Here is a 26106-nt window from a genome sequence, read left to right as displayed (position 1 = left end):
GACCGCGATTTCGGCGAGCGGCACGCGGTAGCACGGCGCCCGGACCACCCCTCGGGCCCTCGGCGGACCCCCGTTGTCGGTGGTGGGTGGAAGGCTGGCCCCATGAACGGCGATGAGCAGCTGCTGCGCGGCCGGGTGTACGGCCATGACCACGACGACCCCGACCCGGGCCCCCGCCCGGGCCAGACGTACGCCCACCTCGTCGGCGGCCCGCTGGACGGACTGCTGCTGGACGTCACGGGCTGGACGCCGGACGAGATGGCCGGCGGGGCCGCCCTGCCCACCGAACTCGGGCAGTTCCCCGGCGGTCGCGCGCTGTACGAGCCCCGCACCGACGGACCACGGGCGCCGGGCCCGGGAGTGACCTGCCGCTTCTACCACTGCGGGGACAGCCCCTGACCGGCCCGGACACGGACGCGACATCCGCCGCCCGACCGCACGTCCTGTTTCCGGAACGCGAACCGCGTGCCCACCGGCTCACCCGGACCGATCACCACCGAGCCACACCGCCCACCACACGGAAGAAGCCGCATGCCCACCGCCGACGAACTCCTCGGCCACGACACCGTCCAGCACCTCATCGACGCCGTGCGGACCGCCGTTCCGGACGCCGACCTGAAGTCACTGCGCGCGGCTCCGCGGCAGCTCGCTCCGCTGTCCCTCAGGGAACGAGCCGACCTGCTGAGGGATGCGCTGCTCACCGACCTCCCCGGCGACTACGCGACACTGGCCCGGGCCGTTCGCTCGGCACGGGACGCCCCGCACTTCACGGGATGGCTCATCTGGCCGGTCACCAGCGCTCTCGCGACCCGCGCGGTCCAGGACGGCGGCGTCGCCGCGTTCGACGACGCGATGACGCTGCTGGCCGACCTCACCGGGCGTCTCACCTCGGAGTTCGCCATCAGGACGCTGCTGCGGCACGACCTCGACCGGGCCCTCGGCATCATCAGCGGCTGGACCGGCTCGGCCGACGCCGACGTCCGCAGGCTCGCCTCCGAGGGCACCCGCCCCTACCTCCCCTGGGCGGTGCGGGTGCCGGACCTCCTGGACCGGCCGGGAGCAACCGTGCCGCTCCTGGACGCCCTCTACCGGGACGAGAGCGACGATGTGCGCCGCTCGGTCGCCAACCACCTCAACGACCTCAGCCGCGACCACCCCGACCTCGTCGTCACCACCGCCCGCCGCTGGCTGAACGACCCGGGCACCGCCACGGAACGCCTCGTGCGTCATGCACTGCGCACCCTCGTCAAGCGCGGCCACCCCGCCGCACTGGAACTGCTCGGCTTCGCCCCGGCGGCGCTCCACGTCGACGGACCTCATCTGGACCGCGACAGCGTCCCGTTCGGCGGCAGCGTCCGTTTCACCGCTTCGATCCACAACACCGGTGACGCCCCGGCGCGCCTCTCGATCGACTACATCGTGCACCACCGCAAGGCCAACGGCGGCCAGACCGGCAAGACCTTCAAACTCACCACCCGCACCCTCGCCCCCGGCGAGCAGACGCAGGTGACGCGGGAGCACTCCTTCCGCCCGATCACGACCCGCCGCTACTACCCCGGACGACACGCGATCTCCCTGCAGATCAACGGAGTGGAGACCGCCCGCGCCGACTTCGAACTGACCGACGGCACCGCACCATCAGGCCCGGGACCGAGCTGATAACCTGCGATCTTCGCCGGTCGCCCGGACGGAGTCCCCCGGCAGGTCGCATGCCCAGTCACCAAGAGCGGCAGCTCATCACGGCGCTCGACGCCCTGGACCGCGCCTTCGCCTCGGAAGAGCCCTTCCCCGTCAGCGGATGCACCTACTGCTACGCAGATCAGGACCTGCTCGAACTCTCCGGACCGCTCGGCCTGATATCCGACGATCTGGTGTCCGCCGTCGCGGCGGAGGTGCCCGACCACTGGGACGACTTCCCGCGTCTTTACCGCCGCCTCACGCCACGCATCATCCGCGCCGTCGTCACCGACCGGCTCCACGTCGACGAAGACCTCGTCGCCTCACGGCTGGTCCAAGCGCAGTGGACCACATGGAACGAACCCCTGACCCGGGCTCTCGGCGAGGTCTGGTCCGCGTGGTGGCGCACCACGCTGCACATTCACCCCGGCCCCGTCTCCATCAGGAAGGTCCTCAGCCTCGTCACGGTCGCCACCGGCACGCTGCGCCCGTGGCTCGACACCTGGACCGCCATCCGCACCCCGGCCGCCGACGCCCAACTGGCCGATCTCATCGACGACGTGATGGTCGAGTACGAGATCACCGACCTTCGCATGGGCTTCTACGACGAGTACCGCGCCTCGCCCGAACTGCTTGACTGGCTCCTCACCGACGCACGCACCCGCACCGACGACATCCGTCTCGACGACCCCTACCTCCTCGAACACCACAGGGATCAGTCGGAGGCCGACCGGTCGACGCGGCCTCCCCGGTGAGGAGCCGGGAGATGCCCCTCGGCGCCCTCGGGCAGTTCGGCCACACACCGCTGCGAGCAGGCGTTCACGAGGAGCGGGAGCACGTCGGTGGCCACGCGCCGTGAGAGCCACACTTGGTGCAGTCCGCCGGGCGGGACCGGATGGGCGCAGACACCGCACTCGTCGACGGCCGTGGTGCCCCAGCGCCGGGGATCCAGATCACGCAGGTCGATGTCCGTCCCGGCGCCCGGGGAGGGCTGAAGCCGCGGAAAAGGCGGTCGCAGCTTGTGGTTGCCGAACAGGGCCCGGGTGCTCACCGTGCTACGGCTCAGCTTCCGGCACCGAGTGATCTCGTACGGGAACCAGTGCAACCGGTAGGAGGTGTAAGGAGTGAACTCCTCCAGGCCGGTCATGGCCCCGATCTCGGGCGGGAGCCGGACCAGGTTGCTGCCGTAGAGCACAAGGTGCCTGACCGCGGTCAGCTTGGCGATGCTCGGCGGCAAGGTGATGATCTGCCGTCGGTGTTCGGGGCTCAGCTCGGTCAGAGGGCGGAACTCCTCGCGTCCGTCGGCGGCGGCCTCCTCGACGAGCTCCAGGAGCCGCTGCCAGCCCGGCGCCGAGGTGTCCTGCCGTTCGGCGTGGAAACCGACCCGGGCCCGCGGGTGCGGCCTGGACTGGTCGAAGCACGAACATCCGTCCGCCCTCCGGGGTCCGCCTGAAGCATGCGCCGGATCGGACGTGTCGCCCCAGCGGTTCACAAAGAGCCGCGGCTCTCCCTCGGCTGTCATGGACGCCAAGATACGGACGCCCCGGAGTTCCCGCTCGGAGGGATGTGCCGAAGCTTGATAGGGGACGCGGATCGGGGGTACCTGCGTCGGCATGGCCTCGGAAAACGATCACGCTGAATCCGTACGAGCCCTGCGGCAACTGCGCAGGATGCGCACCTTCTACGCCGGGGGCGCCGTCTTGTGGGCCGCTACGGCCACGTCGGCGGGGTGGGACAGTCCCGGGAGCCGGCAGATGTGGGTCTCCGTGGTGCTGCTCACGGTCTTCGCCGCTCTGCTGGGCATGACGTCACTGTGGCTGTGGCGCCAGCAGGCTCGCAGTTCGCAGGAGCCCGTGCACCATGCCGCTCCGCGCAGGACGGCCTGGCGCCGTCACGCCAACGCCTGAGGCCCACGATCCCGACTGCGCCTACGGGTTCGGGGCATCGCCCGCCACGCGTGCCGACCGCGGTCCGTCGTCCGCTTCCGAGCCCGGCCCGAAGTCACCCGGGCGGTCGCTTCGAAGTTGCTCGTAGCGCTGCACATAGGCGTCGACGGCCTGGTGAACCGTGCAGCCCCAGGTCTCGCGGATCGTCGCGATCGCGGCGATGCTCCGGTGCGCCAGGATGTCGCGGTCCACACTCGCGGGCAGTTGGTCCATGGGCGTGAGGCTACCGGGACGAGGAGATCGGTCTCCGCCGAACGGCCGAACCCCGCGAACGCCTGCCCTGTCCTGCCAGTCGGCCGGGCCGGGCAGGCGCCGTCGTACCCGGTCAGTCGACGGGCGGGCGGCGATCGGACCAGGGGAGTGCCCGCTCGATCAGACGCGCCACCTGAAGCAGAAGGTCCTCACGCCAGGGCGCGGCCACGATCTGGACGCCGACCGGGAGGCCGGTGGCGAGGTCATGGTGGACGGGGAGGGAGATCGCCGGTTGGCCGGTCACGTTGAACAGCGAGGTGAACACGCCCATGGGGTAGCTGTTGCGCAGCGCGGCCGACGGATCCTCCTCGGTACCAGCCCGCCAGGCGCCGATCGGCGGCGGCAGACACGCCATCGTGGGAGTGACCAGCAGGTCGAAGCCGGCCACGAAGCCTTCGACGACTCTCCGCGACAACCGCTGAGCCTTCAGCACCGCTTGCGCGTAGTCCCAGGAATCGATCGATCGCGCCGCCTCCCGCAGAGCGCGGTTGTGCGGCTCGACACGGTCCGGATCGGCCAGCGGGACTCCCGCGCCGCCGATGTTCCACAGCGTGGTGAACGCCCCGACCAGCTCGTCCGTCGAGGGCAGCGTAAGGCGGGTGTCGACGATGTGGTGGCCGGCCGCTTCGAGTGCGTCGAGCGTGAGACGCACGGCCGTGAGGCAGGCCGGGTCCACGCCGATGCCGTCGAGGGGCGTGTCGGTGAGCACCCCGACACGAAGCCCGGCCGGCGCCTCCGTCGCCGTCGCGGCCACGAAGGACTCGCGCCGGGCCGGTGGTGACCACCACGCGGCCGGGTCGTGACGGGCGAGCACGTCGAGCAAGGCCGCGGTGTCCGTCACGGAGCGGGTGAGCACACCGCTGGTGGCGAGGCCCTCCACGAGGACGGTCGCCTGGCTGACGAGGCCGCGGGTGGGCTTGAGTCCGACGAGGCCGTTGCACGAGGCGGGGATCCGTATCGACCCGCCGCCGTCCTCGGCGTGCGCGAGGGGCGCCATCCCGGCGGCGACGGCCACACCCGCGCCACTGGAGGAACCGCCGGGGGTGCGTCGCGGGTCCCAGGGGTTGCGCGAAATGCCCAAGGCTTCGCTCTCGGTGAAGGGCAGCGACCCGAACTCGGAGGTGGTGGTCTTGCCGAGCAGCACGAACCCGGCGTCCACGAACCGCCGTACGACCGGGTCGGACGCCGCGACCGGAGTCCGGTCGGTGCCGGCGGAGCCGTAGGTGGTGGGCCAACCGGCCACGTCCATGAGGTCCTTGACCGGCAGCGGGACACCGAGGAACGGCGGGAGGTCATCGGGTGAGGCGGCGCGTGCGACGGCGTCGGCGGCTTCGGCCGCGGCCTTGCGGACGTCGTCGTCGGCACGGTGGCAGAACGCGTTGAGCCCGGGGTCGAGTTCGTCCATGCGGCGCAGATAGCAGTCGGCCACTTCGACCGGGCTCACCTCCTTGCGGCGGATGGCCGAGGCGAGCGCGACGGCCGTGGTACGGGGGTCGATCGGCGAGGGCATCACAAGTGGTCCTTTCGGTTCGGGACAGTGCCGTGACCGTCAGCGTCACCGCTGCCGCGGACCGGGGTCTTGGACGAATGTCGCGCGGGGCGTGTGCGTACCCTGGCCGTATGCGATCCGCCGAACAGGCACCCGACGCTGCCGCGGTGTGGGACATCGCCACTCCGATGCGGCCCCCCGCGCTGCACGGCCTGAGCATGGCCGGGTTCCGCGCCCGTACCGCTGACCCCCTCGACCTGAGGGTGGTGCCGTACCCGGCCGTCACGGTGGCGGTGGACCTCGGCGACCGCCCCCTCACCGTCGAGGACGAAGGGGGAGGGCGGCACGAGGGCGGCGTCGTCGTCGGGCTGGCAACCACCGGCGTCCACGGCCGCGGGCACGGAATCGAGTGTTTGCAGCTGCGACTTTCGCCGTTGATGGCGTACGCCGTGCTGGGCGCGTCCGAGGACCTGGGGCGAGCGGTCGTCCCGCTGCGCGACCTGTGGGGACCCGAGGCCGAACGCACCCGGGAGAGGCTGCGGCTCGCGGGGTCATGGCACGACCGGTTCACGCTCGCCGAGGCCGCGCTCGCCCGGCGCTGTGCGGAGGGGCGGCGGGCGGACCCGGAGGTGGCCCGCGCCTGGCGGCTGCTCGTCGCACACCGGGGACGGATCCGGATCGAGCACCTGGCCGCCGAGACCGGGTGGAGCCGTAAGCGGTTGTGGTCGCGGTTCCGCTCCCAGATCGGACTCAACCCCAAACGCGCCGCCCAGCTGGTCCGTTTCGACGACGCGGCCCACCGTCTGGCCGCCGGACAGAGCGCGGCACAGGTGGCCGCGGAGTCCGGTTACGCCGACCAGTCGCATCTCCATCGCGATGTCAGGGCCTTCGCGGGCGCGACGCCCACGGCCGTCGCCGGCGCGCCGTGGCTCGCGGTCGACGGCATCGCATGGGCCGCCCCCGCCTACCTCACCGGCGCGTGACGCCCGGGCGTATCGGACGTCATGAGCGATCGCGAAAGTGGCGGTCATGTCTCAGGGAACGTGTGCCGTTCCAGCGGACGATCCGGCCCCCAAGCAGGATCCGGCACCCCAAGCAGGACGTGGCACCTTGAAGGGCTCCGGCACACGACGAACCAGGCTCCGGCACACGACCGAGGACTCGGCACACAACAAAAGGCAAGGAGCCCTCTCCTTGCCTCTCCCAAGGTATAGCGCATCGGGGGGCTTGCGGCAAGGCCCCCGTGACGGCGCAGAATCATCGCCCTGAGCCACAACCTGCGGAAACGGGGACTTGAGGTGCGTGTGTTGGACAAGAGGAGCTGCCCGACCAGCGGTTCGGCGGGGGAGGTGTCCCGATGACCGGGCGACTCGTCCTGGATCTGCGAGAGGCCGACGAGACACAGATCGCGGTCGTCGGCGGCAAGGGTGCGCACCTGGGCACGCTGTCCCGGATCGAGGGCATCAGCGTGCCGGGCGGCTTCGTCGTGACGACGGAAGCCTTCCGGCAGGTCATGGCGGGAGTTCCGTCGATCCAAGACCAGTTCGAGGAACTGGCGGGCCTGGAGCCAGACGACCGGGAGGCGGTCCGAACGCTCAGCGCGCGGATGCGCCGCATCATCGAAGGGATCGCCGTCCCGGGCGATGTCGCGGCGGCGGTCACCCGCGCGCTCGCCGGGCTCGGCGAGGAAGCCGCCTACGCCGTCCGGTCCAGTGCGACAGCCGAGGACCTGCCGACGGCCTCGTTCGCCGGCCAGCAGGACACGTATCTGAACGTCATGGGGCGGGACGCGATCCTCCGGCACATCAGCCGGTGCTGGGCCTCGCTGTTCACCGAGCGGGCGGTGACGTACCGTCAGCGCAACTGCATCGACCACCGTGCGGTCCACATGGCCGTCGTCGTGCAGCAGATGGTCTTCTCGGAGGCGGCCGGCATCCTGTTCACGGCCGATCCCGTCACGGGCAACCGGAAGGTCGCCACCGTGGACGCCGGTTTCGGGCTGGGCGAAGCCCTGGTCTCCGGGCTGGTGAACCCGGACGTCTTCACGGTGCGGGACGGCGAGATCGTCGCCCGGACGATCGCCGCCAAAGAGCGTGCCGTCGAGGCCTTGCCGGACGGCGGCACACGGGACGTGGTGATCGACTCGCAGCGGCAGGAGCAGCCGGCGCTGACGGATGCGCAGGCCCTGCGGCTCGTGCGGCTCGGGCGCCGGATCGAGGCGCACTTCGGCAGCCCGCAGGACATCGAATGGTGCCTGGCCGATGACACCTTCCGGATCGTGCAGAGCCGGCCGATCACGACGCTGTTCCCCATCCCGGAGCCCGGCGACGAGGAGAACCACGTCTACGTCTCCGTCGGGCATCAGCAGATGATGACCGACGCGATGAGGCCGCTGGGGCTCTCGCTGTGGAAGCTGACGGCCATGGCACCGATGCGCGACGCCGGCGGGAGGCTCTTCGTCGACGCGACGCGCGCGCTGTCCTCTCCCACGAGCCGCGCCAACCTCCTGGACCTGGTGGGACGGTCCGACCCGCTGACCAGGGACGCCCTGGAGACCGTCCTCGACCGTGACGGCTTCCTCCCCGCGCTCCCCGACCCGGAGCCGGCCAGCCGCCCGGCCGGTCGCGGGTCCGATCCGGTCGAGACCGACCCGGCGGTCGTCACCCGGCTGATCGAACGCAGTGAGGAGTCCGTCGCCGCCCTGCGGCGCGACATCGCCAACAAGAGGGGACCAGAGCTGTTCGACTTCCTGCTGGAGGCCTTCGAGGAGCACAAGCGGGTCCTCACCGACCCGTTGAGCTATCAGGCGATCATGGCGGGGATGGAGTCCACATGGTGGCTCAACGACCACCTGCACGAGTGGCTGGGCGAGAAGAACGCGGCCGACACGCTCACGCTGTCCGCCCCGGACAACATCACCTCGGAAATGGGCCTGGCGCTGCTCGACGTCGCGGACGCGATCCGGCCCCATCCGGAGGTGGTGGCGTTCCTGCGGAACGTCGAGGACGACGGTTTCCTCGACGAGTTGCCGAAGCTCACGGGCGGGACCGAGGCGCGTGACGCCATCGAGGCCTATCTCGACCGGTACGGCATGCGCTGCGCCGGCGAGATCGACATCACCAGGCCCCGCTGGAGCGAGCGCCCCGGCACACTGGTGCCGGCGATCCTCGACAACGTCAGGAACTTCGAACCGGGCGCCGCCGCACGCCGCTTCGAGCAGGGCCGGAAGAAGGCGCAGGAGAAGGAACAGGACGTGCTGGCTCGGCTCCGGACTCTGCCCGACGGGGAGAGCAAAGCCGACCAGACGAAGAAGATGATCGACCGCGTCCGCACCTTCATCGGATACCGGGAGTACCCCAAGTACGGCATCATCAGCCGCTACTTCGTCTACAAGCAGGCCCTCATGGCGGAGGCCGAGCGCCTCGTGGACGCGGGTGTGCTCCGTGAGCGGGAGGACATCTTCTACCTCACCTTCGACGAACTCCGCGACGTCGTACGCTCGAAGCAGGTGGACGACGGACTCGTCCGGCAGCGCAAGGAGGAGTTCCGGTCGTACCAAGCGCTCACTCCGCCCCGGGTCCTCACCTCGGAGGGCGAGGCCCTCAACGGCGCGTACCGGCGCGATGACGTGCCGGCCGGTGCCCTGATCGGCCTGGCGGTGTCCGGCGGGACCGTCGAGGGGCGGGCCCGCGTCATCCTGGACATGGCGGACGCCGATCTGGAGCCGGGCGACATTCTGGTGACGGCCTACACGGATCCCAGTTGGTCACCTCTGTTCGTAGGGATCGCGGGCCTGGTGACGGAGGTCGGCGGCCTGATGACCCACGGCGCGGTGATCGCCCGGGAGTACGGCCTGCCGGCCGTGGTGGGCGTGGGGCGGGCCACCCGGCTGATCAAGGACGGCCAGCGGATCCGCGTGCACGGAACCGACGGGTACATCGAGATCCTGCCCTGATCCCCCGGGCATGACCACGACCGGTGGGGCGCGCGAAGTGCTGGGGCCGCGCCCCACCGGCCGTCAGCGACCTGTCATGAACGGATGGCCGAGGGGCACGAGCACTGCGACGTCCGGAAGCGGGGGAGGCTGCGTGTTCGACGGTTTCGAGCTGACGCGATGCGAAGGGGACGGAGTCCGGCTGCGGGTGCGTCACGGCGGCGAAGGCCCCGCGGTGCTGCTGCTGCACGGCCATCCACGGACGCACGCCACCTGGCACCGCGTCGCTCCGCTGCTGGCCGCGGCCGGCCTCACCGTGGTCTGCCCCGATCTGCGCGGCTACGGGCAGTCCGACAAACCTGCCTCCGACCCGGAGCACCGTCCGTACTCCAAGCGCGCCATGGCCCGTGACTGCCTGGCGGTCATGCGCCGCCTCGGGCATGAGCGGTTCGCTGTCGTCGGGCACGACCGGGGCGCGTACGTGGCCACCCGCCTGGCCCTGGACCATCCGGCGGTCGTGTCCACCGTCAGCGTGCTGGACGCCGTGCCGATCGGCGAGGCCCTGCGGCGCTGCGACGCGACGTTCGCGGCGAGCTGGTGGCACTGGTTCTTCCTCGGCCAGACCGACAAGCCCGCCGAACGCCTCATCAACGCCGACCCCGACGCCTGGTACCGCGCCACCAGCGATCAGATGGGCGCCGATGCCTACGAGGACTACCGGCGCGCGATCCACGACCCGGCCACCGTGCACGCCATGTGCGAGGACTACCGCGCCGGCCTCGGCGTCGACCGCGAGCACGACGACGCCGACCAGCGGGCGGGCCGGCGCGTCACCCGGCCTCTCCAGGTGCTGTGGGCCACCCGGGACGACATGGCCGATCTCTACGGCGACGTACTGGACGTCTGGCGCGACTGGGCGGGGGGACGGCTCGAAGGGGGCCCGGTCGACTCCGGACACCACATGGCCGAGGAGGCGCCCGGGGCTCTCGCAGCGGCCCTGCTCGGCTTCTGGCGGAGCACTGGGTGGCACGGCGGCCGGTGAAACAGGTTTGACGGGCTCGAGGGCATGATCGGTACGGCGGCCGCATGCCCGACCGCCGCCCGGCAGCTCACGCGGGAGCGGCGGGGCGGCGGTCCGAGCCCGCGGGTCAGGCGCTCAGGGCCTGCTCGGTGGTGTCGTGGCAGGGGATCAGCGTGTCGACGCCGACCAGTTGCAACACGCGCAGAACGGAGTGCTGGGCGCCGGCGATGCGCACCCAGCCGTCCGCGCCGCTCATCCGCTGGTGGGCGGTGACGAAGACGTTGATGCCGCTGGAGTCCATGAAGGTCACACCGCTGAGATCGGCGACGATCCGCGGCGGCGCCGCCCCGTCGTCGACGAGCAGGGCCGCGCTGAGCACGTCCTGGACGTCGTGGTCGATCTCGCCCCGCAGCGTCACGACACGGATGTCTCCTGACATGCGGTGTTCGGCGTGGAGCCGGCCCGGCCGGTTCGCTTCCTCGATCTGGGTCACCGTCTCCTCGAATGTGCTTAGGCTTGCCCGGTCAGAACGTGCGCGACTGATTCTGCCCCACCGCCCCGGCCGGATGCACCCGAGTGGCTGTGCCGAACAACACCCTTGCGGCATGCAGGGCAGCGAAACGGGGTACCGGCGCGCGTGAACGGGGAGTGAGGGCGAGGCCAGTGGGAGCTGATGTCGACGGTGACGGCTGTACAGCACCGGGGGAGCACCTGATGCGTGTCACATACGCGCTGGGCGGGGAGGACAGCTGCATCGCGGACGCTCGCCATCACGCCGCCGCCTTCCTCGACCGGGCTAGTGACGATCATCACGTGCCCGTTTCCGCCCGAGCGCGGGACCTCACCCAGCTGGTAGTCAGTGAGCTGGTCACCAACACACGCAAGTACGCTCCCGGCCCCGTCCTGCTGGAGCTGTGCATCACGGCCCGCGCCGTGGAAGTGATCGTGTGGGACAGCGACCCGACGGTGCCCACGGCCCGGGCCGCCGACCCCAGCAGGATCGGCCAGCACGGCCTGGAGATCGTGAAGGCCGTGGTCGAGGACTTCGAGGTGCGGCAGGAGCCGGTGGGCAAGCGCATCACCGCCCGCATCGCGCTATCCGACGGCCCCGGCGGCCCTCGGGGCGGGGTTCCGGGCGGCCAGGACGAAGCCGTCGGGCCGTCGACGGACTTCTGCGCGTGAATCAGCCCAGGTGGTGGTGGGCCCAATCGGAGACGCCGCTCAGCCGGGCCGCGGCCTTGACCGGGGTGCCGGTCAGGGTGGGCTGGTCCACCTCGAAGTCGTGGCCGGTGAGGCCGCTCTCCGCTTCGACGACGCGGGCAATGCGGTAGGCCCGTTCCATGACCTCAAGCGCCGCCGGTCCCGAGTAGCGGTAAGCGACCTCGATGCCGGCGGTGTCCCCGCAGTAGTCGAGCTGCACGCGTCCGGGCGGGCCGACCCTCTCGAGGGTGAGGCTGTAGGGGTAGGTCTCCGACTCGACGGGCCCGATCGCCTGTGAGACCCGGTCTGCCCACCCCTTGGGGAGGTCGGGGCGCGACAGCCTTTCGTCCGTGGCGCGTTGCAGGAAGGCGGCGACTTCGCGGACGGAGGCGTCGCGGTGCTCCCGGACGGAGTCGTCGGACAGCATGCGGGGGAGGTCGACGGGCCAGGTGCGGTTTTCAGCGATGGTCACTTCGGCGACCTCGATGGTGTGAGCGCGGACATGAACCGATGCAGCGAGCCGGAGGACAGGACTTCGCCCCGGGCGAGCAGGCCGACGTGACGAGGCGGCCCGGTGACGGGCGGCCCGGGGAGGGGACGCCATGACGACAGCCGACACAGCCGGTGCAGAGCGGGTCAACGCCGCGATGTGGCACACCTACGGGGCGCACCACCTCGACCGGGCCACGCCGCTGCCCGAGGTGGACGAGATCGCCTGGGGCCCGGCGGGAACAGGGCCGGGGGATGCCGTCCTCGGCGACCTGACGGGTCTGCGCGTGCTCGACCTGGGCTGCGGACCCGGCCGGCACGCCGCCCACCTGGCCCGTACCCATCACGCCGCCGTGGACGCCGTCGACCTCTCGCCGACTCAGATCGAGCGTGCCCGGGCACGCTACGGCGACCTGCCGGGCCTGCGCTTGATCCAGGCCGACGCCGTCGGGCATCTGCGCGCCTCGGCGCCGTACGACGTGATCTACTCCCTGTCCGCCGTCCACTTCATCGACCCGCACCGACTGCTGCCCGCACTGGCGGCGGCCCTCAAGCCCGGCGGACGGCTGTACTTCACCGTGCTGCACACCAACTCGTCCGGGAACGGCCCCTCTTCGGAGGTGAAGGCCCGCCCGGAGATCCTGCGTCTGGCCGGCGGCGGCGAACTGACCGGGCACATGTGGGTGCTCACCACCCGGCTGTGGACGGGCCTGCTCGCGCAGTACGGGCTGCGCACCGAGGACGTGACCGTGCTGGACGCGCCCGAGGAGGGCAACCAGGCCTCCTATCGGCTCTTCCGGGTCAGCAGGCCGGCCCGGATCACCTCTCGTCCCCGTACTGCCCAGCCGCCCGTCGCACACGCGGCGGCCGGGGTCGGCGCGGTGCTGGTGGGACCGCGTGGTCTGCTGCTCGGCCGCCACCGGCGCGGGACCCTCGAACTGCCCGGCGGCACGGTGGAGCCGGGCGAGTCGCTGGAGGAGACGGTCGTGCGCGAACTGGCCGAGGAGACCGGCCTGCACGCGGACCCCGCCGACGTGCGCCTGCTGGGCATGCTCCTGGACCAGGTCGGCGGCGTCGTCCGCATCACGTTCGGCGCGCTCGTCACGCGGTGGCGCGGAGAGCCCGCCGACCAGCCGGACGAGCGGGTCGGTGACTGGGGGTGGTGGCCGCTGGACGCGCTGCCGCCGGGCCTGTTCGAATGCAGCGCCCAGATCCTCACGGCCTGGCGCCCCGACCTGCCCATCGACCATCCTCCCGCCGCCTTCACCCCCTTCGCCGAGTCGTGAGGAACGCCGACGCGACCGCTGCCCATGCCCTGCCGGTCGAACAAGGCGCCCACGACCCGGAGCGGTCCCCGGCGACGACCCGCCTGGTCGTCGGCCGTCCTCCGGTGACACCATCTGTGGGATGTCCCCTTCGCTTCAGGTCGGTCCGTACACCGTCATCGCGCTCGCCGACGGCGTGGGCCCCTTCTTCTCCTCCAGGTCGGCGGCGTTCCCCGACGCCACCACCGAACAGTGGGCGGCGGCCGACCGGTTCGATCCCGGAGCGCTCGACGCCGAGGGGCGCTGGCGGCTCCAGTTCCGCGCGTTCGCGATCCGCAGCGACCAGGGTGTGACGCTGGTCGACGCGGGGATCGGCCCAGCCGACGGCCCGGCGGCCTCGTGGGCCCCTGTGCCCGGGGCGCTCCCGGCGTCCTTGGCCGCCGCGGGTATCGAACCGTCCGAAGTGGACACCGTGGTGCTCACGCACCTCCACACCGACCACGTGGGCTGGGCCGTCGTCGGCGGCGAGCGGTCGCGGCCGTTCTTCCCGAACGCCACCTACCTGTTGCAGCAGGCCGAACTCGACGCGATCGAGGAGATCAACCCGCAGCTGCGGTCCACCGTGATCGACCCGCTCCACAAGGCCGGTCTGCTACGGCTGCTCGACGGCGACACCCCGCTGCGCAGCGGCGAGCGCGTGCTCGCCACGCCCGGTCACACACCCGGACACCAGAGCGTGCTCGTCTCGTCCGGGCGTGAACTGGTCGCCGTCACCGGTGACCTGCTCGTGCACGCGATCCAGCTGCTCCACCCCGGACTCGCCTACGCTCTCGAGATGGACCCTGGGCAGGCAAGGGCGTCAAGGGAGCAGCTCCTCCAGGGCCGGCCCGCCGACACGCTCCACCTGGCGACCCCACACCTGACCGAGCCGTTCATCACCCGCTGACGGTGGGTTGGAGGTGGCAGTGGCTGCCGCCCTTCTCCCTCAACATCACCGCTCTGACTGGTGACGGAATTGTCGGGCAAGTTCGTCACCTGTCAAAATGGTGACTGTGGGCCGGATCGGTGTGCGAGGCTGGACTCGCGTGGACGGATACGGACGAGAAAGGTGAAGGGTCATGAGTGATGTCGAGGAGAGGGCGCTGCTGGCGGGCGGCTGCTTCTGGGGCATGCAGGAGCTGATCAGGTCGCTGCCCGGAGTGCTTCGCACCCGGGTCGGTTACAGCGGGGACGACGACAAGCCCCATGCCACCTACCGTGACCACGGAAAGCACGCGGAGTCGATCGAGATCGTGTTTGATCCGACGGCGACCGACTACCGCGCGATCCTGGAGTACTTCTTCCAGATCCACGACCCCACCACGAAGAACCGCCAGGGCAACGACATCGGCCTGAGCTACCGCTCCGCGATCTTCTACCTCGATGAGGAGCAGCGGCGCGTCGCGGAGGAGACCATCGCCGATGTCGAGGCGTCCGGGCTGTGGCCGGGCCGCGTGGTCACCGAGGTCGTGCCGGCCGGTGCGTTCTGGGAGGCCGAGCCGGAGCATCAGGACTACCTTCAGCGCTACCCGGAGGGTTACACCTGCCACTTCCCGCGCCCGAACTGGCGGTTGCCCAAGCGCGGTCAGTGAAGAACGCCGACGTGGCCGGGAAGGGCGATGCCCTTCCCGGCCACACGTCGTCCCGGGGCCCCTTCGCCGGTCGACTCTGAACGCCGTGTGCACGCCTGCATGATCACTCATGACCGGCTTTTCATCGGCGGCTCCTGGGTGGAGCCCAGCGCCCCGGAGCTCATTCCCTGGAACTCTCCGCGTTCTCCTCGGCATCCGCGAAGATCATCCCGGCTCTGCTCGCGGGGAACTCCGTCGTCCTCAAATGTCCCGGATAACTCGCTGAGCATGGGCTTACTCGCGGAGCTGCTGGGGGCGGGTGGGGCTGCCCGAGGGGGTGATCGGCGTCCTGCCCGCGGATCGGAATCCGAGCACAAGACCATCACCGTCTGGCTGGGCCACAAGGCGGCGTCACCGGTTTGACAGGTGACGCGACGGAGGGCATGCTGATGTCGTCCGAGGTAGCAGCATGATCCCGAGTGGAGACCGGTCATGGGCGAGAACGTGTCGAGGGACCCCGCCACGGCCGCACGGCGGGCACGGTTCGGCAAGCTTCCCGAGCGTGTCCGCTTCGAGGACATGGCCGAAGAGGTGGAGGCCACGCCGGGTGCCGGGGGAAACGCCTATCAGCCCGAGGGTGCGTGGAAGTACTACTCGTGCCTCGCGCTCGACCTGGGGCTGTAGACCCGAGTCCCACCCGCACGCCGGCCGGGAACGTGGTCAAGGGCAACTGGGCGGAAGAGCGGGGTATTGCGGCCCGTCCGGTCGACCGGTCAGTGCGACGCGGCGGGGGAGGTCTTCTTCCGTGCGCGATACGCCGCGGCCTTGATCTTGTTGCCACACGATTCCATGCCGCACCACTGCCGCCGCATCCCGCGCGAGCGGTCGATGTAGACGCGTGTGCACTCCGGGTTCCCGCACTCCTTCAGCAGGGGGACGTCCGGGCCGCTGAGCAGCTCGACGGCCTGCCGGGCCACGGTGGCCAGGGCCTGTTCCGGGGTCGCGTCGGTGTGCCGGCCGCTCAGGGTGAGCTGCGGTGTCGCCGGCGTCCTGCGTGCCGCGGCGTTCAGCACCGCGAGCGCCTCACGGTCGAAATCCTCCCCGAGGCGACGGTTCGAGACGAGCCGGTAGATCACCTCGCGCACGGTGATCGCCTCCCGGACGTCGTCTTCCTGGCCGGGGGTGATCGTGTCCACGAGCCCGGACTCCAGATACCAGGCGTTCAGCCGCTCCGGCGTCGCGAACATCTCGAACCGTGCCGAGCGCCGGGCGCGCAGCGTGGCCGCGAAGTCCAGGGCCGGGTGCCCGCAGACGAAGACATGGTCAGGATTCACATCACCATCCTGACAGGTGACTCCAGTGCGGGGCAAGGAGGAGCGGCACGGGCCGGGGTGGCGGCGACCGGCGTCACGAGGCGGGCTCGGTGGGGTCCTCGGGACGAACAGGCTCAGCCGGAAGGTGGACACGGAGTCGAACGAAAGGGCGCGTCAGGTCAGCACGGTCTCCGCCACACCCCGAGGTCCGGTTTCTTCACCATCGACGACAGCCTCAGCCTCCGTGACTCGGCGCAGAAACGGCTCCGCGGTTCCGCGTACTCCACGTGGAACACCGCCTTGCCGGCCGCGACGAAGGGGGAGAGCTCGCCGCACTCGTCGTACTGGGCGCACTCCTCGTTGACCGCGAAGTCGAAGTGGGCCACCAACTGCGGAATCTGCGGGAGGTCGTTCTTCAGGCCCACCGACAGCCCCCGGTCGTGGGCGATGGTCGCGATCATGCGGTTGTACCGGAGCTGGTCGCGGGCGGTGAGCGGGAAACCGGTGTCGTTGCCGTAGCCCTCCATCAGGTCCGGCTCCACCGCGTCGAAACCCTTCTCGCGGCACATGTCGAAGCGGCGCTCCATGATCGGCCGCAGGACCGACAACCGCCGGATGTCCAGCCAGCGTTCCCCCGCCCAGCCGTTGGGCTCGCCGAGCACCGTGCGCGGGAAGGCGTCCCGGTCCGGCCGGAAGTCCTCCCACGCGCCGACGTTGACGTAACAGATGACCTTCCTGCCGGCACGGTGCAGCCGGGCCACGTCGGCCGCGGTGTTCTCGAAGCCGTCGATGTCGTAGACGGGCACGTCGGCCGACGGGTCGACCCTGCCGTCGAGTTGCCATTGCCAGGCCAGCCCCGGGCGGGGTTTCCACACGGCCCCGGACGGTCGGGGAGTGGCGGGTCGCTCCACACCGCCGGAGCAGCCCGCCAGCGCCGCCGCCGTGAGCACGACCGCCAGGACGGCGCGGACGAGAGCGCTCCTCCTCACCGCTCCGCCCCCGTGAGGGCAGGCGTCAACTGTGCCCACGGGTTGGGTGGTTCACCCGTCACCGGGCCGCAGACCGCCGCCCCGCGCTCGTGAGCGGTGCGCACGGCGAGGGGAACGAGCGCCTCGGGCACCCCGTAGACGAGGTGGCACAGCCGTTCGGGTGGCAGCCGCGCGGTCCACGCCGGCCGGCTGAAGGCGGAGACGTACGTCGACCAGGCGCCCTCGAAGGTGACGGTCAGGTCGGCGAGCCGGGCGTACCCCGGGGCCGGATGGACGCCGGGGTTGAGGACGACCGTCCCCGCCCCCAGGCGCCGCAGTGCGCGCACCAGCCGCCGACAGCCCGGCAGCCCGTCGGCGGTCGCCGTCACCCGGTCGAGGAAGCAGCCGTCCGCCGCGTACCACTCCCGGTGCCGGCGCACGTCCTCGGTGATGTCGGCCGGATCGCGCACCCCGTAGTCGGTGTCGACATAGCCCAGCAGACGCGCCCCGGCGGCCCGCAGCGCACCGGCCGCGGCGGTGAACGCCGGGTCGGGGGCCGCGCCAGGGCCGCTCGCCGGGTTGAGGACGACACCGTAGGTGCGGGGCGCGGCGGTGATCAGCCGGTGCCAGGCACCCGGGTCCTCGGCCGGATGGACGTACAGCGGAATCAGCAGGTTCACGGTGTACGGCCGCCTTCCCACAGTGTGGCCAGCGCGTCGTCTAGGGAGTGCAACGGGGTCCAGCCCAGGGCCTGTTCGGCGGCGGTGATGTCCGAACACTGCCACGACACCTGCGCGGAACGGGCCGAACCGGCCGAGCCCGCCGTGGCCTCCTCGATCCGGCCGCGGAACCCGGCCAGGTCGGCCAGACCCCGCACCAGGTCGCGCACCGGTACGGCCCGGCCCGCGCCGATGTTGAGCACGGGAGGCAGCGGGTCCGGGGCCGTGGCCGCGAGCACCGCCGCCCGCGCCACGTCGCGCACGTCGACGAAGTCGCGGTAGGCGGACAGGTCACCGAGTCGCAGCACCGCCTCCGGGGCGCGGCCCGCCTCGCGCAGCAGTCCGGCGATCCGGCCGGGCAGCCCGGTGGCCGGCGCTCCGGGGCCCACCGGATTGCCCACCCGCAGCACCACCGCGTCCAGCCCCGAGGCGGTGACCGCGATCGTGCCGGCGAGCTTGGTGGCACCGTAGGGACCGACCGGGCGGGTGGCCGCCGACTCCGTCACGGGGGCGCCCGGCGCGCCGGGGCCGTACTCGGCGGCCGAGCCCAGATGCACCAGGCGGGCCGCGGGGGCCGCCTCGCGCAGTGCCGCGCACAGTACCGCCGTGCCGCGGGCGTTGACCTCGGCGAGGGTGACGGCATCGCCGCCGGTCGCGCCCGCGCAGTTGACGACCACGTCGGGCGCGGCGGACGTGAGGGCCTTGGCCAACTGCTCCGGGCGGACGCAGGCCAGATCGACCTCGAGGTCGGCGGCCGGTGACCGGCCGCCGCCGAGGACCTGCGCGCCCGGCAGGGCGCGCAGTCGCCCGGCGACGTGCGCGCCGAGATAGCCGGTGTAGCCCAGGACGAGGATGCGCATGACGTGCTCAGGCTCCCTTGAGCAGCAGCGACTTGCGGGTGGTGAACTCGGCGTTGGCCCGGTCGTAGTCGTCCGGACGGCCGATGTCCAGCCAGTACCCGTCGAAGTCGTAGGCATGCGGCTGGTTGTCGCTCCTGAGCAGGTCGAGGACCAACTCGTCGAAGCCGAGCGGCAGTCCGGGCGTGTAGCCGTCGAGCGTGGCGCGGGACAGACCGTAGACGCCCATGGAGACGCGGTAGTCCATGCTGGGCTTCTCGGTGAACGCGACGACCTTGCTCGCGTCGGTGGTCAGCACCCCGAAGTCGATGTGCACCTTGCGGGCGTAGGTGGCGATGGTCAGCGGGGCGCCGGACGCACGGTGCCGGCGCAGGACGTCGGCGTAGTCGAGGTCGGTGAGGACGTCGCCGTTCATCACCAGGAAGGTCTCGGGCAGGCGGTCGCGCAGGTTGAGCAGGGGGCCCATGGTGCCCAGCGGGTTCTCCTCGGTGGCGTAGTCGACGGCCAGGCCCCACTGGGACCCGTCGCCGACGTAGGCGCGGATGATCTCGCCGAGGTGGCCGATGGCGATGGTGCAGCTGGTGAAGCCGGCCGCCGAGAGCTGGCGCAGCACGATCTCCAGGATCGCGTGCTGGTCGCCGATGGGCACGAGCGGCTTGGGCAGCGCGGTGGTGTAGGGCCGCAGCCGGACGCCCTTGCCTCCCGCCAGGATCACTGCGTGCATGGGGCTCCTCCTTCGTGAACGCTTCGTGGACGTGCGCGGACGGGACGGACGAGATGCGCTGTGCGGGTCAGATGTTGTAGATGCCGGTCTTGTAGCGGGCGAGGTTGGCCGGGTCGCGGAAGAACTCCACGGTGTGCGCCAGGCCTTCCTCCAGGCTGTGGGCGGGTTGCCAGCCGGTGGCGGCGGCGAGCCGGCTCGCGTCCGCCACCAATCGCATCACCTCTGAGTTGGCGGGGCGGATGCGGGCGGTGTCCTCCCGGACGTCGAGTGCGGTGTCCATGACCTTGCCGATCAGCGCGACCAGGTCGCCGACCGAGATCTCCCCGCCGGTACCGGCGTTGAAGGTGCGGCCCACGACCCGTTCGGCGGGCGCGGTGCCGACGGCGAGGAAGGCCTGCGCGGTGTCCTTGACGAAGGTGAAGTCACGGGTGGGCCGCAGGTCGCCGAGGGTGATGGTGCGTTCTCCCGCCGCGACCTGCCCGATGACGGTGGGGATCACCGCCCGCATCGACTGGCGCGGCCCGAAGGTGTTGAAGGGCCGCAGCGTGACGACCGGCGTGTCGAAACTGGCGTGATAGCTGTCGGCCAGCCGGTCGCCGCCCGCCTTCGAAGCGGCGTACGGGGACTGGGTGTTGATGGGGTGGTCCTCGGTGATGGGGACGGTCTGCGCGGTGCCGTACGTCTCGCTGGTGGAGGTGTGCACCAGCCGGGGCGTGCCCAGGGCACGCACGGCCTCCAGCATGTTGAGGGTGCCGGTGACGTTGGTGTCCACGTAGCTGTGCGGTGCCTGGTAGGAGTACGGGATCGCGATGAGGGCGGCCAAGTGGTAGGCGGTGTCGGCGCCTTCGAGGAGGCCGCGCACGGATCCGGGGTCCCGGACGTCGCCGAGGACGATCTCCACCTGGTCCAGGACGTCCGGGTGCAGGGTCTCAAGCCAGCCGTAGGAGGAGAAGGAATTGTACTGGGCCATGGCCCGCACACGGTGCCCGGAGGCGACCAGTGCCTCGGTGAGGTGCGAGCCGATGAAGCCCTCGGCTCCGGTGACGGCGGCGAGCGGTGCGGAGGTCAACGAAGTGATCCCTTCGACGAGGTGCGAGGTGAGCGGGTCAGGCATGAGGGGCGGGCCGGCCGAGCAGCCACAGCGCGCACGCCACCAGAGACAGGGCGGCGGCGCCGCAGGCGAACGGCAATGCCAGAGCGGTGCCCGGTGGCAGCTGGAACAGGACGACCGCACCGGCCCCGCCGGCCGCCGCGAGACAGATCCCGGCCGACGGCCAGGCCGCACCGAACGCCTGCAACAGCAGCGCGGTCCACAGGACGGCCGCGAGCAGCAGCAGGGCGGCCGGGTCGGCACCGGTGAGCAGGGCCGCGGGCAGCAGCGGTGCGAGATAGGCGAGCAGGCAGAGGCCGAGGATGCCGGCCGAGCGCAGCAGGAACCCGGCGGGTGTGGCGGTGGCGCGCAGCGCGGCCACCGACAGTCCGCGATAGCGGTACAGCAGCCATTCCGCGGGCCCCATGCTCAGCGTCAGCACGATCACCGCGTACGGCTCGTCCCGCCCCTCCAGCAGCACCAGCACCCCGGCGGCCAGCCCGAACAGGCCGTACGGCAATGACCACAGCAGGCGCGGACGGGTGGCGCCGGTGACGGCCGGGACGGCGAGGGCCCCGCGCAGGACCCAGCCGGTGACGGCGAGCGTGGCGAGCAGCGCCAGCAGGGGCAGGGCGGCGCGGATCGCCGGGCCGGGTTCCCACCAGGGCAGGACGGCGGCACCCGCCGGCAACGGGCTGAGCGCGGCCAGCAGCAGTCGCTCGCGGCCCAGCACCAGCAGGACCCCGGCGGCCGCCAGGTACGCGGACTGCGCGGCCGCCACCAGGGTCACCGGCCCGCCGTGCGCGGGCAGCGCGGCGACCGCCGTGGCCACCACCGCTCCCACGGGCGCGCCGGCCAACAGGGTGCGGCCCGCCTCCCGGCGTCCGGTCGCCATCCGCAGGTGCGCGCGGTGGCCGAGTGCCTGCCCCCAGGCCCACGAGGCCAGCCCGGCCACGATCAGGGCGGGCGCGTGCCCGCCGGCGTTCCACAGCGGCGCGGTCAGCAGGTAGGCGAGCCCCGGCAGGGCGAACAGCACGCCCCGCAGCAGACAGCGCAGGGTGTCGGGGCGCCAGGGGTCGGCCGCCGGGGCGGGTTCGGGGAAGGTGCGCGGCACCCGTTCGTACAGGGCGGAGGCGAGGGAGAACAGGTTCGGGTGGCCGTACCGTTCGTTGATCAGGGACGCGGACAGGCCTTCCGCCTCCAGGAGTGCGGCCACCTCGTAGGGGTGGACGGCGGGGCCTATGCGGTCGGCGAGTTCGGCGGCGAGTTCGCTGACCGCCTCCTCGTCGGGGCCGCGCCGGGGCAGCCGGATGGCGAGCGTGGTGTCGTCGAGGGCCCAGCGCGGCCGGCGGCGCGGCGGGCGGGTGTCCGCCAGCCGGATGGCCAGGGTGTCCTGTTCGGAGCCCCCGGGTTCGAGAGACATCGGCCCGCTCACAGGGCGAGACTTCCGCTGCCCTGGACGGCCGGCATGGCCGTTCCGACCGTCGGCATGACCGTCAACTCCTGGTTCGGGTGAGCCAGTTCCAGATAGACGGATCGAAACGTGTCAATGGTCTGTCTGAGGGTGAACTGCTCGATGACCCGCAGCCGGGCCGCCTCGCCCATCGCCCTGCGCCGCTCGGGATCCCCCAGCAGCTCCAGCGCGGCCGTGGCCATGGCGGCCGGATCGCGCGGCGGCACCACGAGCCCGGTGTCGCCGACGGCCTCGCGTACACCGCCCACGTCGGTGGAGACGGTCGCCCGTCCGCAGGACATGGCCTCGATCAGGGTGAAGGGGAAGCCTTCGCTGATGCTGGAGAGCATCACGACGTTTCCGGCGGCGTAGGCGTCCTTGATGTCGTCGACGCGCCCTTCGAAGGTGACGGCGTCGGCGTGTCCCAGTTCGGCGGCCAGGGCCTCGCAGCGCTCGCGGTAGGCCTCGCCGCCCCGCGGTGTCCCGCCGAACAACCGCAGCCGCGCGTGCGGGAGCCGGTCGCGGACGAGGGCGAAGGCCCTGATGAGGGTCTCCAGATCCTTGATGGGGTCCACGCGGCCCGCCCAGCTGAGGGTGGGCGCGTCCGGTTCGGGGCCGGCCGCGGGGAACGCGGCGGGGTCCACGCCGTTGTAGACCGTGCGGATCGACTCCGGATCGGCACCGCCCTCCTCCTCCCACAGCCGGTTGTAGCGGTTGCCCGGCGTGATCAAGGCAGCACGGCGGTAGCTTTCCTGCGCCAGCAGCCGGAAGAAGCCGAGGATCACGGCCTTCACAGGCCAGCGGTAGGGCGCGGTGCGGTAGCCGAGGTAGCGCTCACGCAGATAGACCCCGTGCTCGGTCAGCAGCAGCGGGACACCGTGCCGTTCGAGGGCGGCGAGGCCCGGCAGGACGGCGACCCCGCCGCTGACCGCGTGCGCGACCCCGCCCTCGGGCAGCGGCGCGGCCAGCGGGCGCAGGGCGTGCTCCAGCAGCGCGGTCGCGGTGAGCGCGTCGTGCAGGGTGGGCCGCGCCTCGCGCACGGCGAGACCGGGCCGGTTCCACAGCGCGGTGAGGATCGAGATCGCCCGGTCTTCGCGCAGGAAGGGGCTCAGCGTCCCGTCCGACGCGGCCCGTGCCAGCGCGTACAGGGCGGGAGAGAACCCGTCCTCGGCGCGCGGGTCGAGCAGGGCGGTCAGGAACCGTTCGTAGGCGGCGGCGAGTTGGCCCCGGGACCGCCCACGGGGCGGACGGCCCTCGGGCGGGGTGCCCCACATCGGGACGGACAGCACGCTCGAGACGTGCGCGGGCAGCTCCCAGACGACCGGCTCGCGTCCGGTGCCTGTGACGGCGATGACGTCGAAGGCGAGGTCGGGCATGCCCTGGACGAGCTGGTCGCACCAGACGCTGACGCCGCCATGACTGTGCGGGTAGGTGCCTTCGGTGAGCAGGGTGACGCGCGTCGCGCCGGTACGGCGCGCGCCCTGGGGAACGGGCATCGTGTGTGCTCCACGGCCGAGGTGTGGGGTGGTTCGGGCCGGTCCGGGCCGCCAGGGGGGCGGCCCGGACCGTCGGTCGGTCTTGGGCGGGTGCGCCGTTCAGCCGTCTGCGGTGTGGCCCACCGGGTCGGTGACGCCCGCGGGGACACGGGTACGTGGTGCGGGGCCGGTGGCCGGTGCGGGCTTGGTGGCGTGGGCAGCCGGCCCGGCGGAGGACGCCGGCAGGGTGAGGGAGAGCGGGGTGCCCGTGGCGGGCGTCCAGCCGGACACCGCGCCCGCGTACGCCTCTCCGAAGGCGGCGCCGGCCAGCGTGGTGCCGGTGGGCAGGGTCGCGGTGACGGCCAGTCCGGCCGGTGCGTCGACGGTCACCGTGCCGCCGATGCGGTAGGCGGTGATCTTCCCGGCCCTGAGTGCGGTCTGCCAGTCGGCCCGGCGCCTCAGTTCGGCGCCGATGTCCTTCATCCGCGGATTCACCACGGGGGTGTCCTCGGCGAACAGCGCCGCGTAGCCGTCCAGGACGCCGTTGAGCACGGGGTAGGCGATGCGGTCCTCGGCCAGGTTCGACTGGTGGATGAAGTGCGGCTTGGGGTCGTTGGACAGCACGTGCCCCAGGGCGATCCGCGTCTCCAGCGGGACGATGTGGCCGGCATAGCCGGTGGCGGTGTCCAGCGGAGCCGGCAGGCAGGTGGTGGTCGCCGGGTTGTCCTCGCAGATGCCGCTGCCTCCCTGGGCGCGGCTGAGGTAGATCCAGTTGTACTCGTCGACCTGCTCGGACGCGCGGCCGGCGTTGTAGAAGACGTTCATGGGGTAGCGCGGCACGGTCGTGGCCGGACCGACCCGGCGCTGGTCCGGCTCACGTGAGTTGTCCGAGCCGAGCCAGGCGACGCCGTTGTCGCCGAGGGCGAGAGCGAGGTTGGGGTTGTCCTGCGGCTGCTGCGGCAGCACCTTCATGCCGGAATGCTCGCCGGTGACCAACTCGTCGTTCACCAACGGCAGTCCGGCGCTCAGACCCCAGACCCGGTTGATGGCGATCTCGTCGGAGATGTCGTTGCGGCTCATCCACCGGGTGCTGCCGTCCGCGTTGGTCGCGCACTTCCACGGCACGACGGAGGTGTCCTGCACACAGCCGAGGAAGGGGTGCGAGTAGGTGTGGTTGATCCAGCGGAACTCGCCGCGCCGCGCGATCAGCCGGTCGGCGAGCGGGTCGGCACCGTTGTTGTCCTCGCGGTGGTCGACGCTGCCGGCGCCGTTGTAGGCGAAGTCGAGGGTGAAGTCCTTGCCGCGCTGCCACTCGACGGCGTGGTCCACGTCGGCGGCCGTCATCCGGATCGGGTCGGGCGTGGCGTTCGGATCCGTGCAGTCGACGTCACCGGGGGTGCAGTTGAGCGTGCTGTTCCACCGGTCGTCTGCGGCGAACACGTCGTCCACGTGGACGGAGAAGTAGTTTCGTGAGGCGCCCAGGTGCACCCCGCCGGTCATCCACTCCACGATGCCGCGGGCCAGGAGGCGGAACTGCTGCTGGTACTGGTTGTAGACGAACGTGACGACGAGCTCGCGCCGCCCGTCGTGCCGGTACTCGCCTACCAGCGTGCCCTTGGCCGACTGCCCGGGGATCGCCGCTTCGACGTACGGGGTGAAGTCGGCGCCGGCGACGGGTCTCGACAGGTAGGCGTAACTCTCCCCGATGGCGGGGTCGTTGTCCTCGAAGGGCACCGGTCCGTCGAGATAGCCGAAGGGGCCCGACTTCCCGGCGACGGTCACCTGTGCCTGCTTGCCGTCCAGGCTGCCGGAGTAGCCCCCGAAGACGGGGTACTGCAGTCCGGCTTCGGGACGTGCGTAGGTGTAGGCGTCGACCTGGGGAACGTCGTACGTCCGTTCGTACGCCGCCAGCGCCGCCATCTCGGACGAGCCGGCCGGGAACGGGTTGTCGTTCGGCAGGACGACGGCCTGGAACTTGGCGCGTGGCCTGCCGCCCACGGTGTCCGCGAGGAAGTCGGCGTCGATCACGCTCCGGCCGGGCTGCGTGAGGTCGATCCGGGTGTACGGCGTGCCGGCCGCGGCCAGTTCGGCGGCTATGGCATCGGTCGACGGGTCGCCGTCGCTCACCACCAGCACCCGCAGGTCGATGCGGGGCGTGGTGTCGGCGTGTGCCGCACCGGCCGGCAGGCCCAGTGCGGCGATGAGCGCGCCCACCGTGAGCACGGTGGTGCGAAAGGTCCGCTTCATGCGGTGAGGTCCCCTCCCCGGGCAGGGGTGAGCACGGCTCCCGTGGAGCGGACGCACCCCCTTGCGTGCCGCCGGCGTCCCCCTCAGAAGCCAGTTCGTCACGCATCCGTTCGCGTCACATAGTGATGTCTCTGTGGAGATTTCGCGGTCATGTTGCGGAACATGACGGAAAAGCGCAGGTGTCTGAAGGGGCACTTCCGGAAGGGAAGCGGACCGTTCCGGCGGTCGGGAGGGGCCGGTCGGGTCCGGCCCGACGGCCCGGTGTGCTGGTCCGGGCCCTGTGCGGCGCACCGGCGGGTCCGTGGGACCCGCCGGTCGGAGTGCCAGTGGTCCAGACCGGGGCGGTGACCTGGTCATGGAGGTTTTCAGGTCACGGC

At 71.6% G+C, this 26106-nt stretch carries 25 protein-coding genes and 2 pseudogenes; 13 read left to right on the top strand and 14 right to left on the bottom strand.

Annotated features, from left to right (window positions below; genetic code table 11):
- The first annotated feature begins 102 nt into the window (after positions 1 to 102).
- The 3 genes from AB0I06_RS17520 to AB0I06_RS17510 all read left to right on the top strand — a co-directional run bounded on the left by AB0I06_RS17520 (position 103) and on the right by AB0I06_RS17510 (position 2432).
- Positions 103 to 399, top strand: coding sequence for a hypothetical protein (locus tag AB0I06_RS17520; protein ID WP_363119678.1), 297 nt, complete (start codon positions 103 to 105; stop codon positions 397 to 399).
- Between the two features lie 132 nt (positions 400 to 531).
- Positions 532 to 1659, top strand: coding sequence for a DNA alkylation repair protein (locus tag AB0I06_RS17515; RefSeq protein WP_363119677.1), 1128 nt, complete (start codon positions 532 to 534; stop codon positions 1657 to 1659).
- A gap of 50 nt (positions 1660 to 1709) precedes the next feature.
- Entirely contained in the window at positions 1710 to 2432 is a 723-nt protein-coding gene (locus AB0I06_RS17510) for a hypothetical protein (protein ID WP_363119676.1), read from the top strand.
- On the opposite strand, the gene AB0I06_RS17505 is transcribed toward AB0I06_RS17510, so the two are convergent.
- Entirely contained in the window at positions 2393 to 3199 is an 807-nt protein-coding gene (locus AB0I06_RS17505) for a leucine-rich repeat domain-containing protein (protein ID WP_363119675.1), read from the bottom strand. The two genes, AB0I06_RS17510 and AB0I06_RS17505, sit on opposite strands and share 40 nt — an antisense overlap.
- 91 nt (positions 3200 to 3290) lie before the next feature.
- Between AB0I06_RS17505 and AB0I06_RS17500 the strand changes: the two genes are divergently transcribed.
- Positions 3291 to 3584 carry a hypothetical protein gene (locus AB0I06_RS17500; protein WP_363119674.1) on the top strand — a complete coding sequence of 98 codons (294 nt, stop codon included), beginning with the start codon at positions 3291 to 3293 and terminating at the stop codon, positions 3582 to 3584.
- Between the two features lie 21 nt (positions 3585 to 3605).
- Here the strand turns inward: AB0I06_RS17500 and AB0I06_RS17495 are convergent, their stop codons facing one another.
- Both AB0I06_RS17495 and AB0I06_RS17490 read right to left on the bottom strand, forming a co-directional pair.
- On the bottom strand, positions 3606 to 3836 hold the full coding sequence (locus tag AB0I06_RS17495; protein ID WP_363119672.1) for a hypothetical protein: 231 nt from the start codon (positions 3834 to 3836) through the stop codon (positions 3606 to 3608).
- Between the two features lie 112 nt (positions 3837 to 3948).
- On the bottom strand, positions 3949 to 5385 hold the full coding sequence (locus tag AB0I06_RS17490; protein ID WP_363119670.1) for an amidase: 1437 nt from the start codon (positions 5383 to 5385) through the stop codon (positions 3949 to 3951).
- A 110-nt stretch (positions 5386 to 5495) separates the two neighbouring features.
- On the opposite strand from AB0I06_RS17490, the gene AB0I06_RS17485 reads away from it, so the two are divergent.
- The 3 genes from AB0I06_RS17485 (at position 5496) to AB0I06_RS17475 (ending at position 10340) form a co-directional block, all read left to right on the top strand.
- On the top strand, positions 5496 to 6347 hold the full coding sequence (locus AB0I06_RS17485; protein WP_363119669.1) for a helix-turn-helix domain-containing protein: 852 nt from the start codon (positions 5496 to 5498) through the stop codon (positions 6345 to 6347).
- A gap of 374 nt (positions 6348 to 6721) precedes the next feature.
- Positions 6722 to 9319: a rifamycin-inactivating phosphotransferase gene (gene rph, locus AB0I06_RS17480; protein WP_363119667.1), complete on the top strand. Its 2598-nt coding sequence runs from the start codon at positions 6722 to 6724 to the stop codon at positions 9317 to 9319.
- A 133-nt stretch (positions 9320 to 9452) separates the two neighbouring features.
- Positions 9453 to 10340 carry an alpha/beta hydrolase gene (locus tag AB0I06_RS17475; RefSeq protein ID WP_363119666.1) on the top strand — a complete coding sequence of 296 codons (888 nt, stop codon included), beginning with the start codon at positions 9453 to 9455 and terminating at the stop codon, positions 10338 to 10340.
- Positions 10341 to 10446: 106 nt separating this feature from the next.
- Here AB0I06_RS17475 and AB0I06_RS17470 read toward each other — a convergent pair whose 3' ends face one another.
- Positions 10447 to 10812, bottom strand: a complete 366-nt coding sequence (locus tag AB0I06_RS17470) for an STAS domain-containing protein (protein ID WP_363119665.1) — start codon at positions 10810 to 10812, stop codon at positions 10447 to 10449.
- Positions 10813 to 11033: 221 nt separating this feature from the next.
- On the opposite strand from AB0I06_RS17470, the gene AB0I06_RS17465 reads away from it, so the two are divergent.
- On the top strand, positions 11034 to 11501 hold the full coding sequence (locus AB0I06_RS17465) for an ATP-binding protein (protein ID WP_363119664.1): 468 nt from the start codon (positions 11034 to 11036) through the stop codon (positions 11499 to 11501).
- 325 nt (positions 11502 to 11826) lie between these two features.
- Here the strand turns inward: AB0I06_RS17465 and AB0I06_RS17460 are convergent.
- Positions 11827 to 11985, bottom strand: a pseudogene (locus AB0I06_RS17460) (TetR family transcriptional regulator); the annotation flags it as partial.
- A gap of 136 nt (positions 11986 to 12121) precedes the next feature.
- Between AB0I06_RS17460 and AB0I06_RS17455 the strand changes: the two are divergent.
- From AB0I06_RS17455 to AB0I06_RS17435, 5 genes and pseudogenes are all read left to right on the top strand, one after another.
- Positions 12122 to 13294 (top strand): bifunctional class I SAM-dependent methyltransferase/NUDIX hydrolase, encoded by a 1173-nt coding sequence (locus AB0I06_RS17455; RefSeq protein WP_363119663.1) that lies wholly within the window; start codon positions 12122 to 12124, stop codon positions 13292 to 13294.
- Positions 13295 to 13415: 121 nt separating this feature from the next.
- Positions 13416 to 14219 carry an MBL fold metallo-hydrolase gene (locus AB0I06_RS17450; protein WP_363119662.1) on the top strand — a complete coding sequence of 268 codons (804 nt, stop codon included), beginning with the start codon at positions 13416 to 13418 and terminating at the stop codon, positions 14217 to 14219.
- Positions 14220 to 14391: 172 nt separating this feature from the next.
- Positions 14392 to 14904, top strand: a complete 513-nt coding sequence (gene msrA / locus AB0I06_RS17445; RefSeq protein ID WP_363119661.1) for a peptide-methionine (S)-S-oxide reductase MsrA — start codon at positions 14392 to 14394, stop codon at positions 14902 to 14904.
- Between the two features lie 159 nt (positions 14905 to 15063).
- Positions 15064 to 15247: pseudogene (locus AB0I06_RS17440) on the top strand (aldehyde dehydrogenase family protein); the annotation flags it as partial.
- 128 nt (positions 15248 to 15375) lie between these two features.
- A complete protein-coding gene (locus AB0I06_RS17435) occupies positions 15376 to 15567 on the top strand; it encodes a hypothetical protein (RefSeq protein ID WP_363119660.1) in 192 nt (63 codons plus the stop codon).
- 89 nt (positions 15568 to 15656) lie between these two features.
- On the opposite strand, the gene AB0I06_RS17430 is transcribed toward AB0I06_RS17435, so the two are convergent.
- The 9 genes from AB0I06_RS17430 to AB0I06_RS17390 all read right to left on the bottom strand — a co-directional run bounded on the left by AB0I06_RS17430 (position 15657) and on the right by AB0I06_RS17390 (position 25729).
- A complete protein-coding gene (locus AB0I06_RS17430) occupies positions 15657 to 16217 on the bottom strand; it encodes a CGNR zinc finger domain-containing protein (protein ID WP_363119659.1) in 561 nt (186 codons plus the stop codon).
- A 158-nt stretch (positions 16218 to 16375) separates the two neighbouring features.
- A complete protein-coding gene (locus tag AB0I06_RS17425; RefSeq protein WP_363119658.1) occupies positions 16376 to 17185 on the bottom strand; it encodes an endo alpha-1,4 polygalactosaminidase in 810 nt (269 codons plus the stop codon).
- A complete protein-coding gene (locus tag AB0I06_RS17420; RefSeq protein ID WP_363119657.1) occupies positions 17182 to 17844 on the bottom strand; it encodes a spherulation-specific family 4 protein in 663 nt (220 codons plus the stop codon). Before AB0I06_RS17420 ends, AB0I06_RS17425 begins: the two co-directional genes overlap by 4 nt.
- Positions 17841 to 18743, bottom strand: a complete 903-nt coding sequence (locus AB0I06_RS17415; protein WP_363119656.1) for an NAD(P)-dependent oxidoreductase — start codon at positions 18741 to 18743, stop codon at positions 17841 to 17843. Before AB0I06_RS17415 ends, AB0I06_RS17420 begins: the two co-directional genes overlap by 4 nt.
- 7 nt (positions 18744 to 18750) lie before the next feature.
- Positions 18751 to 19464: a sugar phosphate nucleotidyltransferase gene (locus AB0I06_RS17410; protein WP_363119655.1), complete on the bottom strand. Its 714-nt coding sequence runs from the start codon at positions 19462 to 19464 to the stop codon at positions 18751 to 18753.
- Between the two features lie 67 nt (positions 19465 to 19531).
- On the bottom strand, positions 19532 to 20533 hold the full coding sequence (locus AB0I06_RS17405) for a GDP-mannose 4,6-dehydratase (protein WP_363119654.1): 1002 nt from the start codon (positions 20531 to 20533) through the stop codon (positions 19532 to 19534).
- Positions 20534 to 20570: 37 nt separating this feature from the next.
- A complete protein-coding gene (locus AB0I06_RS17400) occupies positions 20571 to 21989 on the bottom strand; it encodes a hypothetical protein (RefSeq protein ID WP_363119653.1) in 1419 nt (472 codons plus the stop codon).
- Positions 21986 to 23503, bottom strand: coding sequence for a GT4 family glycosyltransferase PelF (gene pelF, locus AB0I06_RS17395; protein WP_363119652.1), 1518 nt, complete (start codon positions 23501 to 23503; stop codon positions 21986 to 21988). The genes AB0I06_RS17400 and pelF overlap by 4 nt, the downstream gene beginning before the upstream one ends.
- A 99-nt stretch (positions 23504 to 23602) precedes the next feature.
- A complete protein-coding gene (locus AB0I06_RS17390) occupies positions 23603 to 25729 on the bottom strand; it encodes a hypothetical protein (RefSeq protein WP_363119651.1) in 2127 nt (708 codons plus the stop codon).
- Positions 25730 to 26106 lie beyond the last annotated feature (377 nt).

It is taken from the genome of Streptomyces sp. NPDC050674, assembly GCF_040654575.1.
Classification (GTDB): domain Bacteria; phylum Actinomycetota; class Actinomycetes; order Streptomycetales; family Streptomycetaceae; genus Streptomyces.
The sequence above is the reverse complement of the archived record's forward strand: the minus strand, read 5'-3'. Positions and strand labels throughout refer to the sequence as shown.

Excerpts from the sequence above, each read along its gene's own strand:
- AB0I06_RS17505 (WP_363119675.1), bottom strand. The coding sequence starts at position 3,199 with ATGACAGCCGAGGGAGAGCCGCGGCTCTTTGTGAACCGCTGGGGCGAC.
- AB0I06_RS17465 (WP_363119664.1), top strand. The coding sequence starts at position 11,034 with ATGCGTGTCACATACGCGCTGGGCGGGGAGGACAGCTGCATCGCGGAC.
- AB0I06_RS17435 (WP_363119660.1), top strand. The coding sequence starts at position 15,376 with ATGGGCGAGAACGTGTCGAGGGACCCCGCCACGGCCGCACGGCGGGCA.
- AB0I06_RS17520 (WP_363119678.1), top strand. The coding sequence starts at position 103 with ATGAACGGCGATGAGCAGCTGCTGCGCGGCCGGGTGTACGGCCATGAC.
- AB0I06_RS17455 (WP_363119663.1), top strand. The coding sequence starts at position 12,122 with ATGACGACAGCCGACACAGCCGGTGCAGAGCGGGTCAACGCCGCGATG.
- msrA (WP_363119661.1), top strand. The coding sequence starts at position 14,392 with ATGAGTGATGTCGAGGAGAGGGCGCTGCTGGCGGGCGGCTGCTTCTGG.
- pelF (WP_363119652.1), bottom strand. The coding sequence starts at position 23,503 with ATGCCCGTTCCCCAGGGCGCGCGCCGTACCGGCGCGACGCGCGTCACC.
- AB0I06_RS17515 (WP_363119677.1), top strand. The coding sequence starts at position 532 with ATGCCCACCGCCGACGAACTCCTCGGCCACGACACCGTCCAGCACCTC.
- AB0I06_RS17490 (WP_363119670.1), bottom strand. The coding sequence starts at position 5,385 with ATGCCCTCGCCGATCGACCCCCGTACCACGGCCGTCGCGCTCGCCTCG.
- AB0I06_RS17495 (WP_363119672.1), bottom strand. The coding sequence starts at position 3,836 with ATGGACCAACTGCCCGCGAGTGTGGACCGCGACATCCTGGCGCACCGG.
- AB0I06_RS17450 (WP_363119662.1), top strand. The coding sequence starts at position 13,416 with ATGTCCCCTTCGCTTCAGGTCGGTCCGTACACCGTCATCGCGCTCGCC.
- AB0I06_RS17415 (WP_363119656.1), bottom strand. The coding sequence starts at position 18,743 with ATGCGCATCCTCGTCCTGGGCTACACCGGCTATCTCGGCGCGCACGTC.
- rph (WP_363119667.1), top strand. The coding sequence starts at position 6,722 with ATGACCGGGCGACTCGTCCTGGATCTGCGAGAGGCCGACGAGACACAG.
- AB0I06_RS17410 (WP_363119655.1), bottom strand. The coding sequence starts at position 19,464 with ATGCACGCAGTGATCCTGGCGGGAGGCAAGGGCGTCCGGCTGCGGCCC.
- AB0I06_RS17485 (WP_363119669.1), top strand. The coding sequence starts at position 5,496 with ATGCGATCCGCCGAACAGGCACCCGACGCTGCCGCGGTGTGGGACATC.
- AB0I06_RS17510 (WP_363119676.1), top strand. The coding sequence starts at position 1,710 with ATGCCCAGTCACCAAGAGCGGCAGCTCATCACGGCGCTCGACGCCCTG.
- AB0I06_RS17390 (WP_363119651.1), bottom strand. The coding sequence starts at position 25,729 with ATGAAGCGGACCTTTCGCACCACCGTGCTCACGGTGGGCGCGCTCATC.
- AB0I06_RS17500 (WP_363119674.1), top strand. The coding sequence starts at position 3,291 with ATGGCCTCGGAAAACGATCACGCTGAATCCGTACGAGCCCTGCGGCAA.